Source organism: Acidovorax sp. (assembly GCF_016783915.1).
GTDB lineage: Bacteria > Pseudomonadota > Gammaproteobacteria > Burkholderiales > Burkholderiaceae_C > Acidovorax.
On record NZ_JADHVT010000023.1, the window covers coordinates 1 to 17663 of the forward strand.

The following is a 17663-nucleotide window of genomic DNA, read 5'->3' on the forward strand; positions in this document are numbered from 1 at the left end:
TGGCCTCCCCTGCACTGCCGGTGGGCGGGTTTTCGTATTCCGAGGGGCTGGAAAGCGCCATTGAAAATGTGGGCCTCGCCAGCGAAACCGCCGTGGGTGACTGGCTGCAGGACCAGCTCCACATCACCCAGGCCCGGGGCGACATGGCCCTCGTCGCCAAGGCTGTGGGTGCGTGGCGGCGCGCCGACTGGGCGCATGTGCGCGAACTCAACGACTGGGTGCTGCACACCCGAGAAACGAGCGAACTGCGCCTGCAGACCGAGCAAATGGGCCGATCGATGGCCGACTGGCTGCGCAATCAGAACCAGGGCGACGAGACCCTGATGCCCGCCGTGCGCCACCTGGCCGCATTACCCCCCACCTACCCTGTGGCATTCGCACTGGCCGCATCCACCACCCAGGCGCCCGTGCGCGATGTCCTGCTGGCCTACGCTTTTGGCTGGGCGGAGAACATGGTGCAGGCCGCCCTCAAATCCATGCAGCTGGGCCAAAGCGCCGGCCAGCGCATCCTGGCCCGGCTGGCCGATGCCATCCCAGCCGCAGCCGACCATGCCATCGGGTTGATGGACAGCGAGCGCCAGGCCTTTTCGCCCATGCTCGCCATCCTGTCAGCCCAGCACGAAACCCAATACTCCCGCCTCTTCCGATCATGACCACCAGCAACCTGCACCACGTCCCGAACCGCACCAAGAATCTGCCGCCCCTTCGCGTGGGCATCGGTGGCCCCGTCGGCTCCGGCAAGACCACGCTGCTGGAAATGCTGTGCAAGACCATGCGCGATGACTACGACCTCATCGCCATCACCAACGACATCTACACCAAGGAAGACCAGCGCCTGCTCACCGTGAGCGGCGCGCTGCCCGCCGAGCGCATCCTGGGCGTGGAAACCGGCGGCTGCCCCCACACCGCCATCCGCGAGGACTGCTCCATCAACCTCGAAGCCATCGACCGCATGCTGGGCGAGTTCCCCAACGCCGACATCGTGTTTGTGGAAAGCGGCGGCGACAACCTGGCCGCCACCTTCAGCCCCGAGCTGAGCGACCTCACCATCTACGTCATCGATGTGGCCGCTGGCGAAAAAATCCCCCGCAAGGGCGGCCCTGGCATCACCAAAAGCGACCTGTTCATCATCAACAAGACCGACCTGGCCCCCCACGTAGGCGCCAACCTGGATGTGATGCACGCCGACACCACCCGCATGCGCACCAACGCCCAGGGCCTCAAGCCGTTTGTGATGACCAATCTCAAAACCCTGGCCGGCGTGGCCGATGTGGTCAAGTTCATCGAGACCCGGGGCATGCTGAAAAAAACAGCACCCGCAGTCGGCTAGAATTCGCGCCTTCCCTCCCGGAGACTTGGGTGAGTGGTTTAAACCAGCAGTCTTGAAAACTGCCGACGGGCAACCGTCCGTGAGTTCGAATCTCACAGTCCCTTTCCAGGATGCATGACAGACGGGCCCGAGCGGCCCGTTTTGCATTTCTACCCATAAGCTTACCTATCGCCGTGGGTGGTGCGTAGGTCACCATCGCACTAGTTAACAGACACGGCTTAGTGGCTCCTTCCTACTCGATAACTTTGCTGCGCTGCTTGACTGCGGCCTGATGCAGACGAAGATGGCGCTACCTATCTCCACTTTGAGGTGCGAATGGATGATCGTCCGGATTTCAAGCTCGACGCCTATTTAGTGAAACAGGGCCAACGTGGCCCCCTCTGTGACATCAGAGTTTGGTTGCCAAAGCAGCCTGCCGACGATGGCCGAATGGAAGCCCAGGCCTTCGGACTGCCGTTCGACAACGACCTATGCGGCAGTGGTTTTTCTCTTGTGAATGATGAGACACCAGGGTTCCACTTCGAGGCAAGCGACATTCTTATCCGCTCGTCGTCCACACAGTTCGGGCGACGCGTGGGAGGCACCACTCTGGAAATCGATCACGTCGGTCGCTTGACAATTCGGCGAAATCTACAGGGAGCCTCATGCCACAAGCTTTCCTCCGTGGAGAGTGCGACCTTTCAATTGAGTCAGGTGCACTATGCGATTCCGTCAAAGGTATGGAGCATGGATTTCAGGGGCAACAGAGGCTTTGGTAATACCTACACCCCTCCTAGTCTTCATGTGCATGACCCATCTGGCGGATATTTCGTATTTGAGCTGGATCGCTATTGGAACTGGGTAGGCCGCGACGATGGAGATACCGTTGTAGCTAGGAGTACTCCTGTCTTGGTCTTTAATGCTTCTTCCAGCTCACCTCCTGCCCCACTGGATGCATTGGAGCAAAGCGCACGAAATGCAGCATTGCTACTTTCACTCGCGGCTCGCTGGAGAGTCGTCGTGCACGGGTTTCATGCGTACTCCGGGGGCGTTAGGCGCGGGCAATTGGTGCGGAGGCGGAGACGCAGCCCGATCCGCCCCTGCGGAGTCCTATCCCTACATTCGCTATACAAGGCACGTCACCGACGGCTGGCCAGCCCCGGCGACGACTCCTGAACAGATGAAAAATTTATCCGCCGTTGTGGGCAGCACTAGGTCCTACCTCGCAACGAAGTTCCAGAAATCACTCTGATCCGGCCATGACAATATCTGAATTTATTCAATCTATTTCGCGCAAAGGCGGCATCAAGGTCGAGGTTGAATATGCACACCCGACGCTGTATGTCCTGTGTGTCGACAATTCGTTTCAGGGCATGACAACTGATGCCCGATTCGTCGCGTTTTGCAATACCGTTGGCATGTCGGCGGATGACGTCGCATCGGTCGTCGCGAGTCCGATGATCGAGTTGGTAGTGCTCTCGGAAAAAGAACGCCAGGAGCAGTTCGGCTTTCTGAGTTCGAGAGAAGCTGGGACTAGCTGGTTGAGCGCTTTCACCCCGCGCAGCGAAACGGCTATAGGCCCGCCAGCCATTCTGATAAATCAGCCAAATGACGCCATCGAGACGTCAACCAGCCGGCGCAATGTAAAAGCCGTTCATTTTTATGGATACAAGGGAGGCCAAGGGCGATCAACTGTCTTGCTGGCCCTAGCCAAGGTGCTGGCCGATGCGGGCTACCGCATACTCACCGTGGATGCTGATCTTGAGGCGCCCTCCTTGGACGCAATGCTTGATGTTGTGGCTACGGACGTGGACGCGACATTAATGGGGTTGGCGACGCCAGGTACCACGTTCAACCCTCTTTCGCGCACCTATGTTGGCGCATCAATCACAGGGCATGTTGACCTTGTGTCAGCGCGGCCAGCTGCAGCCCGATTCGACATGGATTTTGCGGCGTTTCTGCTAAATGCCTCGCTAGATGCGTCAGTGCTGCAATTGGCAGTAACGAATCTCAGGAAGCAGATAGAGACAGAAATTGATAGTGGCTCACTGACTTATGACGTAGTTCTGTTTGACCATCGAACTGGGCTCGCCCCCTCCGTTCTTCCCATCATGGACGCATGGCCCGGGCCGGCAGTGATCTTTGTCCGTCCCGACGGTATGGCACGGCATATCCTAGACTCACGATTGCTCGATACCTTGTTGGCTCATGATCCAGAATCCCCAGGGGCTTTCGTCAGCTTTTCGCTTGACCCCAAGAAGACTGCAAAAGACGAGCGTAGCCGGAGCGCACGATTCATCGAGGGCTTCCTCAACATTGAGTCTGACATCGATGCAAACAAAGCAGCCGTAGACAGACTGCTTGCCGCATTTGATGGACTTCAGACTCCGTTCTCTATCGAGGGAATCATCGAGCCACTAGCGGAGCGAGCAACTATTTCAGCAGATGCCGTCCGGCGTTCCCTGACTAGCATGCAAAAAATGGGGATGTTCGAGGCACGGGCAGGGTACCCAGGCGAGTTGCGGGCACGACAACTATACAAAGCGGGCCTCGGGATGAAGTATGTGAGAAAGAAATCACAAGAATGAAGAGGTCAAGTCGTTAGCTCTTTGATTAGCCGGCAACTGAGGGCAGCTAACGTGGTAGGGGCGCTAGGTGGCCTGTGGCGTCTGCGGAATTTGTGGCGCTGGCGGTATTCCTTGAATGCCATCCGATAGCAAACTTCGATAACACTCGTAGCAAGCGCGGGCGCGGCGGAACTGCTCCAGATTTACAGTGCACGCCTCCTCCATATCGAGCGGCAGGGTGCCGCCCCAGCCATACCCCACAGACATTCGCCCCGGAATACGCACCATGGCATAGGTTCCGTCCGCCTGTTTCCTGTGTTCTGCCGCAGGTCTCACAGATCTAACCACCGCCCTAGTCATCCCAATTCCCAGACGTGGTCCAATTGCATGACTCGTGCGATTGCGATAGTCCGAGGTGGCGGATCTGTAGTCTTGAGCGTCTAGCGAACAAATCAAGGCGACAAAGTCCTTGGCTGCTGGCCAGGGAGCCAGGAGCTTTAGCAAACGCTGCTCCTTTTGCTTCCTAGTCAGGTGGCGTGGCTTCTCGTCATGCGTCGTAGGGTCGCCGTCGATGTGATCTGGATAGCTCGCATCCTGTGCAAGACGCACTTGATGCATCGAGTTCGTAGCAACGAAGGTGAACGTGTCGCGAATAGCGCTCGGAAGACACAGGCACTGATGCGCAAGCGCGTCAAGAAATTCTCGGCGTAGTTCCCATGCATCATCTTGTTCGTAGCCTGCGATGATGGAATTCCAGGCCCGCCAGCGACGCAGCGCCCCGAGCCAGTGATTGAGTAGATTCGTGAGTTCTCGGAGCTCATCTCTCACCATCTCAGCCCCCAACAGAGACCATTGATGATGGTCAATCTGCTCAAAATCGTAAGGCAGATAGCGCTCCGGTGGCCCCATGTCGCCCGCGTCCCATCGGATCAGATATGCATCGAATGCTGTGTGTAGAAGCGTGGAATACTTTATGTCCATAGACAGCGTGAAAGGACCAATCTCAAGATTACAAGATGGTCATTGTTGTAGCCCCAGTCTGCCCCGGAGAAGGGCCTTCGCCGTATGGAAAATGGTGTCGTGGGCTGCGTAAACATCGTCGTCGCTAGCAACACCGGTGTGCACAATTCTCCCCCTTAGGTCATAGGCACGCACAACTTCACGAGCTAGCTGATTGCGATCAGCATGTGCCAATCCTGCGCCGTTCGTGACCAGTTCGCGTATGCGCCTGCGTATGGAAGTCTCCTTACGGAAGTCGAACTCTCTCTGCAGTGACTCCAGCGCGAAACGCTCCTCCTCATTGATATCCTCACGAAGTCGCGTATCAATATCAGATGTCATCTTCTCCAGCATGGCTACAGCGGATTCGTGCTTCGGGAGGTCTGGCGCGAGAACTTCCAACACCATCATCAATGTCAGTAACCGCGCCCGCATGGATGTTTCCAGAAATTGCCCTAAGTACAGTGAAATCGCTGTCGCAGTCTTTGTCTCGCTGATTGCCCCGTCCTCGCAAGTCGAAACTGCCTCCACGAACAGCGGAGCTAGTACGTCGAAAGGCGATGAAACATAACCAGAAGCATCTCCTCCTGCAAAAAACTTGATGTTCTGGTCCGTCCTAAAAACCGTGTATCCGCCGGAATTGCCCAGTCCATGGACGGGACTATCGTCAGCCAAGCCGAAACTCCTGGCCAGATTTTTGCCCGCCTGCATCGGATCATCGGCATAGGTGATATCTCCCCGGCCATGCTCCAAGATGAACGGTACGTTGCGGACTAGGGCTATGTTCCACAGTCCGGCACGAAGACGCGGCAAAAATGCTTCGGCTTCAGACTCAGTCGCAAAGTCTGCAATCCGTACGATCAGATTTCGATGCTGCAACACGAACGTTGCGCGCCTACCTCCTAGCTCCACCTCAACGGGGGTATCGATCCCGGTAATGCTCGATGCGTGTGGTGTCTTTGCCGAGACACGCAGCGTATATGTCATGTGCGGCCCTCCTACCCATCAGCTTACCCATCTCTCGGCCCCCGCGTGCCGCCCCCCACGTGGGCGCCAACCTGGATGTAATGCACGCGGACACCACCCGCATGCGCACCAACGCCCAGGGCCTCAAGCCCTTTGTGATGACCAACCTCAAAACCCTTGCCGGCGTGGCCGATGTGGTCAAGTTCATCGAGACCCGGGGCATGCTGAAAAAATCAGCACCCGCAGTCGGCTAGAATTCGCGCCTTCACACAGGAGACTTGGGTGAGTGGTTTAAACCAGCAGTCTTGAAAACTGCCGACGGGCAACCGTCCGTGAGTTCGAATCTCACAGTCTCCGCCAGTTAGTAAGCAAATAAGCGCCTCTCGGGGCGCTTATTTGTTTTTTCCCGGCCATCATTTCTGCCGGTTGGTTGGTGTTTGAACTAGCTACGCCACAGCCGTTCTGGCGCGGGGTATTTGAACTATTCCAACGCCAAAACAGCGACTCTGGAACTCATCAGTCCTGCCAATCTAAAGTCTGCCTTCGTACGATGAATTCTTCGGCATCGAACGGATTTTCGACCAACAGATCAGCGCTGCGCTTCTCCCCAATCGCGCGCAAGCTCATACACCTCCGGCATCCATGCCTCTCTGCTGGAGAACACCACCAACATCCGGTCGTTGCGGTAGTTCCAGCCAATGCGCTGACCACCCCATCCAGTGGCCCATGCCGTGCCCGGTGCCGTCGTGTTTTCCGTCCAGATCAGGTAGCCATAGCCACCGAACATCCGGCCATGTTTGCGGGCCGCAGGATTGCGGTCGTTGCTGATCTGCTTGGTCATCGCCGCCTTCACAAAGTCACCGAAGCAGTCTGATTTCTTGGACGACTCCTTCACCCATACGGCGAACCGCATCCAGTCTTCCATGCGCAGCCGCATGCCGGAGTCCCCCAGCCCATTCTTGGCACGGTCTTGCGAGTACAGCCCCGGATGCGCTGCGCCCATGGGGTTGAGCACCTGTTCTTGAATCCACTGGCTCAGCGGCATGCCGGTTGCGCGGCTGACCATGAGGCCGAGCGTCATGGGGTCCGTGGACTTGTACGCGAACACTTCTCCGGGCTTGTATTCAGAGAACGCACCACGCGCAGCCTTGGCAATGCGATCCGTCGCAATCAATTCTGCGAGGTTCAGTAGGCCCTGGTTCCAGTCCTTGGTCTGCTCTGGCGTCCAGATCGTGCTGTCGCCGTTTTGCTCTGCCGCCCCCGATGCCATGCGCAGCAGATCATGCACCGTGGCATTGCCCAGTGCCTTGCCCTGAAGTTCCGGCAGCACGTCTCCGGCCTTGGACTGCAGCGTGAGTTTGCCTGCGCAGATGGCTTGCCCGGTTGCGATGGCCGTGACCGTCTTGCCCATGGACATACCGAAGAACAAGGATTCGGAATCGGCCGGGGCGTTGAATGCAGAGTACACAACGGTGTTGCCATCCATCAGCGCAAAGGCTTTGGCGGGCCTTTGGCCGACCAGGGCACGCGCACGATCCACGAGGGCCTTTTCTCCGGCCGATGGTGCGCGGGTATTGAGCGTGCTCGGGTTGGGGCTGGGCTGCGTGATCTGGAACCAGCGCGGGCCAGTCTTGGCCAGCAGCCATTCATCCGGCGCGGCTGCACCGCCATCGGCCACTGGAGTGATCTGAGCCATTACGCTTGCGCAGAAGGCCAACGCAGCACCAGTCAACAGACACAGGGAAAGCTGGGCGGCGCGCTTCATTGGATGCCTTTCAGAAACGCCAGAACGTCTTTTACGGCCCGCTCTCGGGCCTTCTCGTTACTTTCCACCGTGACCCAGGACGTCTGCCTGCACTTTGGTACGTAGGCGTTCCATTCGGCGTTGTCCGTAAAGGTCTTTCCTGAATACTTGTCTTGAGCTGGCCCCCAGCTGCGGTCATTCGTGCCATAGGGCATTCGCACGTCCATGGAACAGAGATTGAAGTTGCCCTCGTTGTACTTCCTCCATGGCTGGTTGAGCCGGTCAAAGACGTGCGTGGCACCCGGATAAATCTTGTAGCTCACCGGATTACCTGCTGCGGCGTACTCATCTGCCAATTCCATGCACGGCTTGGGCAAGGTCATGTCATCCTTCTCACCCAGCACCATAAATATTGGTGCGGGTAACTTGCTGTGGTGATCCACCCGGTAACGCATGTTGCAGCCGGGGTAGATCGCCACGCTGCCGGCCCATTTCAAGTTGGCGGGAATCACATGCTGCTGGTAGGTCGGCCATGCCGCATCCAGCAAAGCCTGCCCGCCACGTGACCAACCCATGTGGAAGATACGGCTGCTGTCGATCTGGGGATGGGTTGCCAGCAGCTTGAGCGCATATAGGGCATCAGTGGTGTTGGCCACCGTGTTCCAAGTCAATTGCTTTGTGGGGCCGGTCACTCGGTCCTCGCCACGAGGTTTGAAGCTGTCCACCACGAACACGGCATACCCTGCGTTGTTCAACGCTTTGGCCCACACATCGAAGTACAGGCTACTCACGCCCTCACTGCCATGCGAGAACACCACTGCTGGTACCTTTCCGCTGCTCGCTTGAGTTGGCATCAACAGATCGCCGTAGACCGTGACTTCAGTACCCAACCGGCCACGGATCAGTGCCCAGCGGTGGTCCGGGGTGGAGGATGTGAACTCAATGCGGCCGGTTTGACCAGCACTGAGGTCTGATAGCGGCGCGGCGATTGCGCTTGTGAAACCTGCTGCTAAGGCCGCCGCGATGGACGATCTAAACCAAACACTTGTTGTCATTTTTGACTTCGTTCTTTCGTAGACGTTTGTCGGCACAGGGCCGCGAGATCCCCCGGATGTCTGGGCTCAGGTGCATCTTGTTAACATGCACCGGGTCAAGGTGAGACATGGCCTCACGATGACAGCGCAGCTCGTCAATGCGCTCGCCGCTCTACTCGATCGACGCTCCCTTGCTTCTATTCTCGCTGTCACAGGGCCAAAAAACGTAGCGGTAGTTGCACTTGTTGAGCAATAGGAAGTTTGCTGCAGTGTCGTCTGTACCGACTTGAAAGCCGCGCTTGTATGCAGAGGCGGCTGCAAAGCCCTCTATCGGGGAATCCCTCTGTACAGCTCCAAGCGGTGACGCCAGAGCAGATGTAAGTGGAGTGACTGTGGGGTGCAATCGGCGATCTTTGCACTCTCGGTCTTGCGAATGCGAGTACCCGGACCATCGTAGATGGGTATACAACCTCACGTATGCCATGTACCGCGTGAGCTTGACCATTAGGTCTTTGATGTCTTGGGCGCACTGCATGATGAGGCCAGCTACCTCTCGCCCGATTTACGAGAAAACGTCTGCCCCCTAGACTGTGTTTGGCTGAACCTTGCCGCATCCATCGGCAGGATGGAGAAATTGGGTGTGGGCCTGCGGCCTGAAGTGACTAGCCATGTCGAGGAGAGAAAGATGTTGTCCTCGGCCCTCTACGCATCGTTCTTTTTCACGGTGGCCCTGCTGGTCACCACCGCCTACTTCTTGATGGGCGGTCTGCCGCTTCTTACGCTGAAACACGACACCCCACTGGACGCGCGGTTCGTTCGGGGGTTTTTCAACGTGTACTACCGCGCCGCGTTCTGGGCGTCACTGGGGGCGTTTGTCAGTTATGCGCTTTGGGGCAGGTACCCCATTGCCATCGGCGTGGCGGTCAATGCCTGCATCGTCTCGCTGCTGCGCAAGCACTTGTTGCAAGCCATGCAGCAGCTCGGTGCACAGATCGAGGCGAGTAGCGACGGAGCGATTCACCACTTTCGCCGCGTGCATTCTGCGGCGCTCTTCGTCAACCTGGTTCAGCTGGTGGCGATCGTTTGGGGGCTGTTGTGGTTGTCCCAGCAGCTCAAGTAGACCTCCCGGTGGGGTGCCACGCCGGGCCTGTGCTCTGCGTGTGGCCTTTCTTTCACCTCGTCAGTCCCGCTCCCTGCGGTGCGATGGGGGTCAAATCTTCAGGGCGGCATACCTCTTCGCTGTGCGCCAACCGAATCCACAGACCGGTGCGTTTGATGATGACGTAGTCCACGCTCACCGTTCTGCCTTTGTAGAGAAATTGCGTGCCGGGTTTGTACTGAATCATTCTTGTGATGTAGCGCGCTGGGATGGCTGGGTGATGACGACATCACCCATTCCGCAATGGTGCCAACAGATGGGCTCCGGGGCTTTGCCGCCCGGCAAAAGACCTACGACGCAGTCGCTTTTTTCACCCCCGTGGTGATGCCGAAGGGCGGACAAAAAAAAGCCCGCAGGTTGCGGGCTTAACACTTGCACGATGCAAGCGGGAGGGATGTCGAGGGGATCGACAGGTCAATGTTAGGACGGTGACCAATGTGGGCATGTAGGACAGAACCGATTCCTCCAAGCTCCGTCGATCAGCAGCAGAAAGGGATCGTGGGTTAAGCGCCCGGGCAGCCCAACGTTCACGTTCCGTAAATCCTTGCGCAGCCCCGCCCCGTGGCCTTGGCCAGGTACATCGCGGAATCGGCCTTGCGCAGGAGTTCTTCGGCCTCGGTTCCGTCGCCGGGCGACAGGACGATACCGACGGACGCGCCGATTTGCAGGGCGTGCGCCTCGATCTCGGTGGGCTGCCCCAGCGCCTGCACCAGGCGATCGGCCAGGCGGTAGGCGCTTTCGCGGTCGGACACCCCACGTTGCAATAACGCAAACTCATCACCGCCCAGCCGCGCCACCACGTCGTCCTCGCGCGCAGCCTGCGTCAGTTGCCGCGCCACCCATACCAGCAACTGGTCGCCCACCGCGTGGCCGTAGCGGTCGTTGATGGGTTTGAAACCATCCAGGTCCACATACAACACGGCAAAGCCACGGCCCAGGCGGTGCACATCGGTGGCAGCGGACTGTAACGCTTGCAAAAAGGCCGTGCGGTTCACCAAGCCCGTCAGGCCGTCGTGCTCTGCGACGTGGCGGATCTGCTGCTCGGCCTGCTTGCGCTGGGTGACGTCGGTAAAGGTGCGCAGCGCTCCCCCGCCTTTGATGGGTACGGTCTGGACCTCCAGGATGCGTCCGTCGGGCCGGGGGCGGTCGTACACCTGCAGCTGATCGACTCCACCGTTGCTGTGCAGCAGCATGTCCTGGATGTCTTGGGAGGCACCCTTGAACTCACCGCGAGCGCGCAGGTAGGCCAGCACATTCATCAGTGTGGGTTTGGACGCCATCAGCTCGGCGGGCAGCTCCAGCAGCTCCAGTGCACGGCGGTTGCACAGCTCGACGACACCGGCGGCACTGATCTTGGCCACGCCCTGGTCCATGTTTTCCAGCGTGGCTTCGAGCAAGATGGATTTCTCGCGCAATTGCGCCTCGCTGTCGCGGGCGCTGCGTTCCGCCTGGGCCAGCAAGCGCTGCTGGCGCTTGAGTTCGGTGATGTCCACATGGGCATAGAACACCGTGCCGTCGCTGCCCTGTTTGGCGATGACGCGGCTCCAGCGGCTGCGGGGCAAGGGCACCTCAAACGGCGCCCCCGCAAAACGCATGTGCTCCTGCAAGATCGACAGGCCGTTGTAAAAAGGCGCCATATCTCCCTGACCTTCGACGGACCAGGCGTGGCGGTACACCTCGTCGAACGCTTTACCCGCGGCAGCCGTACGGTCCGACAGGCTATACATCTGCATAAAGGGCTGGTTGACCCATTGGATGCGCTGATCTTCGGCGCAGATCATCAGCCCATCGGGAATGCGGTCAAACAGTTCGGCGCTTTCAAACAGCGGACTGCGCAGGTAGCCGGGCTCATGGATGTCGGCCTCGGCCGGCGTAGCGAGCGTGGCTTGCGCGCTCTGCAGCGGCAGCGCCTCGGCACGCCACACGCGCACCCGCCCCACGCCTTCAATGGGCAACGACGACACGTGCACGCGCAGCCCCCGGTGATCGAAGCTGTAGGGGCGGGTCTGCGCCCGGTGGCGCTCGACCCCGGCGGTGATGTAGCGCTCGATGTTGGGCAGCTCCTGGGCATCGAGCCGCTGGTTATAAAAGCGGCGCAGGTTGGCTTCGTAGGGCTCGCCCTCGTACACATGCCCCTCGTGCTCCGGGAAGAACTTGAAGAAGGTCCTGTTCCAGGCCACCGTGCGGTCGCTGTCGTCAAACGCGCACAGCGCCACGTCCAAACCATCCAGGGTGTCACCCAGGGCACGGATGAGGCGGAGGCGAGAAGCGTCAGGCATGGTCAGGAGGTTGGATACGGCACTGTCAGCACAAGCCCGTGCAACACACTGGCCCAGGTGGCAAGGGGTCTGCCAACGCCGACGCACAGCACCGGTCGCTTCATTGTGCGGAACCGTACTTACAGCAAACCGTCTGAGGGCCACGGACAAGTTGAAGGCAGCGGTTTATGTTGTGCCAGCACCACAAAATCTTGATGCAAGTCAAGAGTCAACCGAGACCAGCGCGGATGCCAGGCCCCGTCATCGTTACGGCTGGAAACTGATCCGTAGCGTGACCGGCACACTGTTTCGCCTGCGTTCCGTTATGGTGGGTGTTTTGTACCCCGGAGCGAGCCGCATGATGAAAAAAACCACCCCTTTTGCCGTCGCCTGTTGCCTGGCCCTGGGAGCAGCTGTGACTGGGTGTGCGGGTTACGGACAAACACCCGCACCACCCGCCAGCACGGCACCGACAGGCGCGGCGCCTGGAGGCATGTGCAATGCCCAGCCCGCGCAGTTTGCAGTGGGACAAAACAGCACGGCATCGATCGTGGAGTCTGCACGGCAGCGCTCGGGCGCGCAGACGGCGCGCATCCTGCGCCCAGGGCAAATCATCACCAAGGAATACGACACCCAGCGGCTGAACCTGGAGGTAGACGGCAATGGCCGCATCCTTGCGGCAAAGTGTGGCTGAGCTTGCCCCCGGCTGCTGACTGGTCTGGGGGCCTGCCAACAATCCCCCGGGAGATCGTAAACCGGCTTTGACGGGGCCTCCGTCAGTCCGCCAGGAACAGCTCCTGCAGATCGCTCAGAAAGTCGAAGCCCCGCTCGGTAGGCCGTACACGCGCCATGTCGCGCTCGATCAGGCCCTTGCGCTCGGCAGCCTCCAGGCCCTTGGCGATGGCGGTCAACGGCAGGCCTGTGCGGGCCATGAAGTCCTGCAGCGCAAAGCCTTCGCGCAGGCGCAGGGCGTTGAGCATGTACTCAAACGGCAGATCGGCGCGGCGCACCTCGTCGTCCTGCGCCACGGCATGGCCTGCCAGGGCGTTGTCCATGTAGCGCGCGGGGTCCCGAAAGCGCACCTGCCGCACCACGCGGTGCGCAAAGCTCAGCTTGCTGTGCGCACCCGCGCCGATGCCCAGGTAGTCGCCAAACTGCCAGTAGTTGGTGTTGTGAAAACACTGGTGGCCCGGCTGCGCATACGCAGAAATCTCGTACCGCGCCATACCCGCCTGCCCCGTCATCTCCGTGATCCGGTCAAGCATCGCGTAGGCCTGGTCGTCCTCGGGGATGGCCGGGGGGAACTTGGCGAAGTAGGTATTGGGCTCGATGGTGAGGTGGTAGATGGAGATGTGCGGCGGCTTGAAGGCCAGCGCCGTTCGCAGGTCCTGCTCCAGCTCTGGCAGCGTCTGGCCCGGCAGGGCGTACATGATGTCGAGATTGAAGGTGTCGAAGGACGCAGCGGCCTCCTCCACCGCCGCCATCGCCTGGGCACGGTCATGCACGCGGCCCAGGGCCTTCAGGTGCTGGTCGTTAAAGCTCTGCACCCCCACCGACAGGCGCGTGACACCCGCCGCGCGGAAGGCGCGAAAACGGTCTTTCTCGAACGTACCGGGGTTGGCCTCCATCGTGATCTCGCAATCTGGCTCCAGCCGCAGACGGGCGCGGATGTCGCCGATCAGCCGGTCGATGGCTGCCGGCGAAAACAGGCTGGGCGTGCCGCCGCCAATGAAGATGCTGTGCACGGACCGCCCCCAGACCAAGGGCAGCGCGGCCTCCAGGTCGGCCATCAGGGCATCGATGTAGCGCTGCTCGGGCACCTCGCCACCGGAACCACCCGCGCGAAATTCGTGCGAGTTGAAGTCGCAGTACGGGCATTTCTTGAGGCACCAGGGCAGGTGCACGTACAGAGACAGGGGCGGCAGGCTGGGCAGCTGCAACAGGCCCGGGCGCATGTAGTGCTGGATGTCGCGCACCACGGCAGGTTCGGCCTCGGCCTGTGGCGTGATCGGAATATGAACCACGGTCAGCGCCCTTCTACAACCAGCGTTCGCGCATCAGTGCCAGCATCTGTGCGGCCGATCGGCCCCGGTGGCTGTGGGCGTTTTTCACCTCGACGGGCAGCTCGGCAAAGGTCTTGCCGAACTCGGGGATGAACATCACGGGGTCGAAGCCAAAGCCGTTGCTGCCACGGGGCTCGGTGGTGATCTCGCCCACCACGCGGCCCACGGCAATCAGCGGCTCCGGGTCTTGCGGGCTGCGCACGGCGACCAGGGTGCTGACCATGGCGGCGCGGCGGTTGGCCACACCTTGCAGTTGCTCCAGCAGGGCGCGCACGTTGTTGTCGTCGCTTTTCTCGTAGCCGAACTGGGTGCAGTAATACGCGGTGTCCACGCCCGGCAGGCCGCCAAAAGCGTCCACACACATGCCGGCATCGTCGGCCAATGCGGGCAGGCCCGTGTGTTCGGATGCAAACCGTGCCTTGGCCAGGGCGTTTTCGACAAAGGTGCGGAAAGGCTCCTCGGCCTCACCCACACCCAGGTCGGCCTGCCGCACCAGCTCCACGCCCAGGGGCGCAAACATGGCCTGCAACTCGGCCAGTTTGCCGCGGTTATTGGATGCCAAAACAATTTTCATGGTCAAAATGGCCGCAAGCGCTAGTGAAATATGCGCAAGCAGCTATCAATTAAGGAGTATTTTGCAGGGCTTGCTGCTGCAGCTGCACCAGCTGGGCGATGCCCTGTTCGGCCAGCCCCAGCAGTTGGTCCATCTCGGCGCGGGTAAAGGCCACGCCTTCGGCTGTGCCCTGCACCTCCACATAGTGGCCTGCGCCCGTCATCACGACGTTCATGTCGGTGTCGCAATCCACGTCCTCCACATATTCCAGGTCCAGCAGCGGCGTGCCCTGCACGATGCCCACCGAAATGGCTGCTACGGGCTGCAGCAGGGGCGACTGGGCGATCTTGCCGCTGGCCAGCAGCTGGTTGACCGCATCCTGGGCCGCGACCCAGGCGCCGGTGATGGCAGCCGTGCGCGTGCCACCATCGGCCTGGATCACGTCGCAGTCGAGCTGTATGGTGCGCTCGCCCAACAGCTTGAGGTCAAACACGGCGCGCAGGCTGCGGCCGATGAGGCGCTGGATCTCCTGCGTGCGGCCGGTCTGCTTACCCCGTGCGGCCTCGCGGTCGCTGCGGGTGTGGGTGGCGCGCGGCAGCATGCCGTATTCCGCCGTGACCCAGCCCTCGCCGCTACCGCGCTTGTGCGGGGGCACACGCTCTTCCACCGAGGCGGTGCAGAGCACCTTGGTGTTGCCAAACTCGATCAGCACCGAGCCTTCGGCGTGCATGGTGTAGTGGCGCGTGATGCGCACAGGGCGCAGTTGGTTGACGGCGCGGTTGCCGGTGCGGATGAAGGTGGTCATGTGATTCTCTGTATGGAGCGGGTCGCCCACCTGCGTCATGAGGTGGGCGATGGAAGGCGAAAAAACCTGGTTCCATACATTCGCATGGAGGGAGCCTGGATGCAACCCACAGCGCCGATAGCAGTTCAGGCCTTGCGGGCAGCAGAGCGACGGATGGCTTCGTTGATTTCAGCGATCGACCGCTCGATGGCCGCATCGTCCAGGTCATCCACCAGCCCATCGAGTGGGCCCGCCTGGATGGTGGACGCAAACACGTCGTCGCTGATGCTGTCAGTGGACACCCCCTGGGTGGACTCGAACGCATCTGGCGTCTCCCACTCCAGAGCCACCACGGTCACGTTGTCACTGCTGTCCCCCGCTTTGCGAAGGGCATCTTCCACCAGCTCGGGCACAGCGTGCGACACGGTGTTGCGGCCCAACTGCTTGGCGATGTCTTCGTCGCTGAGCGTGCCCCACAGGCCGTCTGAGCACAACAGAATGCGGTCGCCCTGCTCCAGGTACACAGGGCCGGTGATGTCGTAAATGGGCTTGGTGGGCGAACCCAGGCAGGTGAACAGCACGTTGCGGTTGATCTTGTCCAGACCAGGGGGCGGCGTGTTGCGCAGCTCCATGTACGAGTGGTCCCGCGTACGGGTCAGCAGATCGCCATCGCGCACCATGTACAGGCGCGAGTCTCCGCAATGGATCCAGGTGGCGGTACCGGCCTGCAACACCGCCGCGACCAAGGTGGTGCGCGGTGTGTCGAGCATGCCTTTCTCTGTGGCGTAGCGCAGGATCTGGTGGTGTGCCGCGAGCAACGCGCCGGACAGAAACTCCTGCACATCCTTGAGCTGGGGTTTGGCCTGGCGCTGGAACAGCGCCGAGATGGTCTGCAGCGCGATCTGCGCGGCCACTTCACCTTCAGGGTGGCCACCCATGCCGTCGGCCAATACAAACAGGCCCGATTCGCGCGTGTAGCAATAGCCCATGCGGTCTTCGTTCTTCTCGCGGCCGCCACGGCGGCTGATCTGGAATACCGAGAACTTCATAAGGACTCACGCAAACAAGGATGCACCCGGGCGCCATCCGTGGACATGTACCTCGCCCGAACCCGCATCGCGTGCGTCTGGCTCATTTGGGCTTGGCTCCGATACCGGTGGCTTCACCCACCTTCTGCACATTTTTCTTGGTGTCAGACACCAGAGTGTCCAATTGCAGCCGCATCTTCTCGGCCACCGTGAGCTTGGTGTAGCGGCGCTCACCCTCGCGGCTGAGCTCTTTCTGCAAGGCAAACACCGACTGGGGGCGGGACAGCGGGTCAAGCGCCATGCACCACTCCACCACCTCGATCAGGTTGTCGGAATACACGCCACGCAACTTGGTCAGGGCGAGCGACAGGCGGTCCTTGTCCACGCGCTGCGGCGCCTCGTTCGGCGGAAAGCCCTGCATGCAGGCGTAAATGCAGGCGCCGATGGCATAAATGTCGGTCCACGGCCCCATCTGCGAATCGCGCCGGTACATCTCGGGCGCAGCAAAGCCGGGGGTGTACATGGGGCGGATGAAGTTGCCTTCCTTGCTCAGCACCTCGCGCGCCGCGCCGAAGTCGATCATCACGGCCTTGTTGTCGTCGGTGATGAAGATGTTGGCGGGCTTGATGTCCAGGTGCAGCATCTTGTGCTGGTGCACGATGCGCAGGCCGCGCAGCACTTCGTCGAACAACGAGCGGATGGTGGACTCGCGGAACACCTTCTGTGTCTTGAGGTCGCGGGCGGTGATGATGAAGTCCTGCAGGGTCGCGCCCTCCAGGTAGTTCATCACCATGTAAACGGTTTCGTTCTCGCGGAAGAAATTGAGCACGCTCACCACGGAGGCGTGCGAGATCTGGGCCAGCGAGCGGCCCTCTTCAAAGAAGCTCTTGAGCCCCAGGCGGTACAGCGAGAGCTTTTCGGGCGGCACCTTCGGAAGCAACTCACCAGGAGCGCGGGTCGCCAGGGACGAAGGAAGGTACTCCTTGATGGCCACCTGCTGGCCTTCGGCGTCGAGGGCCAGATAGACCACACCAAAACCACCGGAGGACAACCGGCGCACCACACGGTAACCGCCAATTGCGGTATCGGGCGGCAAGGGGGCCGGTTTGATTTTTGACATATTTTGCGAAGATGATTCGGGGGTAAGGCGGAACCCGGATAATCGCCGGATCGCAAGCAACCATCAAAAAGTCCAATGC

General features: G+C 60.4%; 15 protein-coding genes, 2 tRNA genes and 1 pseudogene. 8 read left to right on the plus strand and 10 right to left on the minus strand.

The features are described 5' to 3' along the window. From ISS20_RS07000 to ISS20_RS07015, 4 genes are all read left to right on the plus strand, one after another. On the plus strand, positions 1–653 hold a 653-nt coding region (locus tag ISS20_RS07000), incomplete at its 5' end, for an urease accessory UreF family protein (RefSeq protein WP_291435080.1). Next, on the plus strand, positions 650–1330 hold the full coding sequence (gene ureG / locus ISS20_RS07005) for an urease accessory protein UreG (protein ID WP_291435081.1): 681 nt from the start codon (positions 650–652) through the stop codon (positions 1328–1330). The genes ISS20_RS07000 and ureG, both read left to right, overlap by 4 nt. Before the next feature lie 18 nt (positions 1331–1348). Next, a tRNA-Ser gene (locus ISS20_RS07010) sits at positions 1349–1438 on the plus strand. A 1130-nt stretch (positions 1439–2568) separates the two neighbouring features. Beyond that, on the plus strand, positions 2569–3897 hold the full coding sequence (locus ISS20_RS07015) for an AAA family ATPase (RefSeq protein WP_291435082.1): 1329 nt from the start codon (positions 2569–2571) through the stop codon (positions 3895–3897). 63 nt (positions 3898–3960) lie between these two features. On the opposite strand, the gene ISS20_RS07020 is transcribed toward ISS20_RS07015, so the two are convergent. Both ISS20_RS07020 and ISS20_RS07025 read right to left on the minus strand, forming a co-directional pair. Beyond that, positions 3961–4857, minus strand: a complete 897-nt coding sequence (locus ISS20_RS07020) for a hypothetical protein (RefSeq protein ID WP_291435083.1) — start codon at positions 4855–4857, stop codon at positions 3961–3963. A 39-nt stretch (positions 4858–4896) separates the two neighbouring features. Further along, positions 4897–5862 (minus strand): hypothetical protein, encoded by a 966-nt coding sequence (locus ISS20_RS07025; protein WP_291435085.1) that lies wholly within the window; start codon positions 5860–5862, stop codon positions 4897–4899. A gap of 50 nt (positions 5863–5912) precedes the next feature. On the opposite strand from ISS20_RS07025, the pseudogene ISS20_RS07030 reads away from it, so the two are divergent. Together ISS20_RS07030 and ISS20_RS07035 are read left to right on the plus strand one after the other, a co-directional pair. Next, positions 5913–6095, plus strand: a pseudogene (locus tag ISS20_RS07030) (urease accessory protein UreG); the annotation flags it as partial. Positions 6096–6113: 18 nt separating this feature from the next. After that, positions 6114–6201 (plus strand) — tRNA-Ser (locus tag ISS20_RS07035). 229 nt (positions 6202–6430) lie between these two features. Here ISS20_RS07035 and ISS20_RS07040 read toward each other — a convergent pair. Both ISS20_RS07040 and ISS20_RS07045 read right to left on the minus strand, forming a co-directional pair. Continuing rightward, positions 6431–7537, minus strand: a complete 1107-nt coding sequence (locus tag ISS20_RS07040; RefSeq protein WP_291435087.1) for a serine hydrolase domain-containing protein — start codon at positions 7535–7537, stop codon at positions 6431–6433. A gap of 65 nt (positions 7538–7602) precedes the next feature. Further along, a complete protein-coding gene (locus ISS20_RS07045; protein WP_291435089.1) occupies positions 7603–8640 on the minus strand; it encodes a dienelactone hydrolase family protein in 1038 nt (345 codons plus the stop codon). A 499-nt stretch (positions 8641–9139) separates the two neighbouring features. Between ISS20_RS07045 and ISS20_RS07050 the strand changes: the two genes are divergently transcribed. Further along, the gene (locus ISS20_RS07050; protein ID WP_291435090.1) at positions 9140–9739 is read left to right on the plus strand and encodes a hypothetical protein; all 600 of its coding nucleotides are present in this window, start codon (positions 9140–9142) and stop codon (positions 9737–9739) included. A 566-nt stretch (positions 9740–10305) separates the two neighbouring features. On the opposite strand, the gene ISS20_RS07055 is transcribed toward ISS20_RS07050, so the two are convergent. Then, the gene (locus tag ISS20_RS07055; protein ID WP_291435092.1) at positions 10306–12057 is read right to left on the minus strand and encodes a diguanylate cyclase; all 1752 of its coding nucleotides are present in this window, start codon (positions 12055–12057) and stop codon (positions 10306–10308) included. Positions 12058–12394: 337 nt separating this feature from the next. Here ISS20_RS07055 and ISS20_RS07060 point away from each other — a divergent pair, with 337 nt between their 5' ends. After that, on the plus strand, positions 12395–12730 hold the full coding sequence (locus ISS20_RS07060) for an I78 family peptidase inhibitor (protein ID WP_108497684.1): 336 nt from the start codon (positions 12395–12397) through the stop codon (positions 12728–12730). An 82-nt stretch (positions 12731–12812) separates the two neighbouring features. Here ISS20_RS07060 and hemW read toward each other — a convergent pair whose 3' ends face one another. From hemW to ISS20_RS07085, 5 genes are all read right to left on the minus strand, one after another. Next, a complete protein-coding gene (hemW, locus tag ISS20_RS07065; RefSeq protein ID WP_291435096.1) occupies positions 12813–14060 on the minus strand; it encodes a radical SAM family heme chaperone HemW in 1248 nt (415 codons plus the stop codon). A gap of 13 nt (positions 14061–14073) precedes the next feature. Next, positions 14074–14673 carry an RdgB/HAM1 family non-canonical purine NTP pyrophosphatase gene (rdgB, locus tag ISS20_RS07070; protein WP_291435098.1) on the minus strand — a complete coding sequence of 200 codons (600 nt, stop codon included), beginning with the start codon at positions 14671–14673 and terminating at the stop codon, positions 14074–14076. A 49-nt stretch (positions 14674–14722) separates the two neighbouring features. Then, on the minus strand, positions 14723–15457 hold the full coding sequence (rph, locus tag ISS20_RS07075; protein WP_291435100.1) for a ribonuclease PH: 735 nt from the start codon (positions 15455–15457) through the stop codon (positions 14723–14725). Positions 15458–15582: 125 nt separating this feature from the next. Beyond that, the gene (locus tag ISS20_RS07080; protein ID WP_056747320.1) at positions 15583–16485 is read right to left on the minus strand and encodes a PP2C family serine/threonine-protein phosphatase; all 903 of its coding nucleotides are present in this window, start codon (positions 16483–16485) and stop codon (positions 15583–15585) included. 82 nt (positions 16486–16567) lie between these two features. Beyond that, complete coding sequence (locus tag ISS20_RS07085) at positions 16568–17584, minus strand: serine/threonine-protein kinase (RefSeq protein ID WP_015012787.1); 1017 nt, start codon at positions 17582–17584, stop codon at positions 16568–16570. Positions 17585–17663: the final 79 nt, after the last annotated feature.

Coding starts and splice junctions, on each gene's coding strand:
- ureG (WP_291435081.1), top strand. CDS start 650: ATGACCACCAGCAACCTGCACCACGTCCCGAACCGCACCAAGAATCTG.
- ISS20_RS07015 (WP_291435082.1), top strand. CDS start 2,569: ATGACAATATCTGAATTTATTCAATCTATTTCGCGCAAAGGCGGCATC.
- ISS20_RS07020 (WP_291435083.1), bottom strand. CDS start 4,857: ATGGACATAAAGTATTCCACGCTTCTACACACAGCATTCGATGCATAT.
- ISS20_RS07025 (WP_291435085.1), bottom strand. CDS start 5,862: ATGACATATACGCTGCGTGTCTCGGCAAAGACACCACACGCATCGAGC.
- ISS20_RS07040 (WP_291435087.1), bottom strand. CDS start 7,537: ATGGCTCAGATCACTCCAGTGGCCGATGGCGGTGCAGCCGCGCCGGAT.
- ISS20_RS07045 (WP_291435089.1), bottom strand. CDS start 8,640: ATGACAACAAGTGTTTGGTTTAGATCGTCCATCGCGGCGGCCTTAGCA.
- ISS20_RS07055 (WP_291435092.1), bottom strand. CDS start 12,057: ATGCCTGACGCTTCTCGCCTCCGCCTCATCCGTGCCCTGGGTGACACC.
- ISS20_RS07060 (WP_108497684.1), top strand. CDS start 12,395: ATGATGAAAAAAACCACCCCTTTTGCCGTCGCCTGTTGCCTGGCCCTG.
- rdgB (WP_291435098.1), bottom strand. CDS start 14,673: ATGAAAATTGTTTTGGCATCCAATAACCGCGGCAAACTGGCCGAGTTG.
- rph (WP_291435100.1), bottom strand. CDS start 15,457: ATGACCACCTTCATCCGCACCGGCAACCGCGCCGTCAACCAACTGCGC.
- ISS20_RS07080 (WP_056747320.1), bottom strand. CDS start 16,485: ATGAAGTTCTCGGTATTCCAGATCAGCCGCCGTGGCGGCCGCGAGAAG.
- ISS20_RS07085 (WP_015012787.1), bottom strand. CDS start 17,584: ATGTCAAAAATCAAACCGGCCCCCTTGCCGCCCGATACCGCAATTGGC.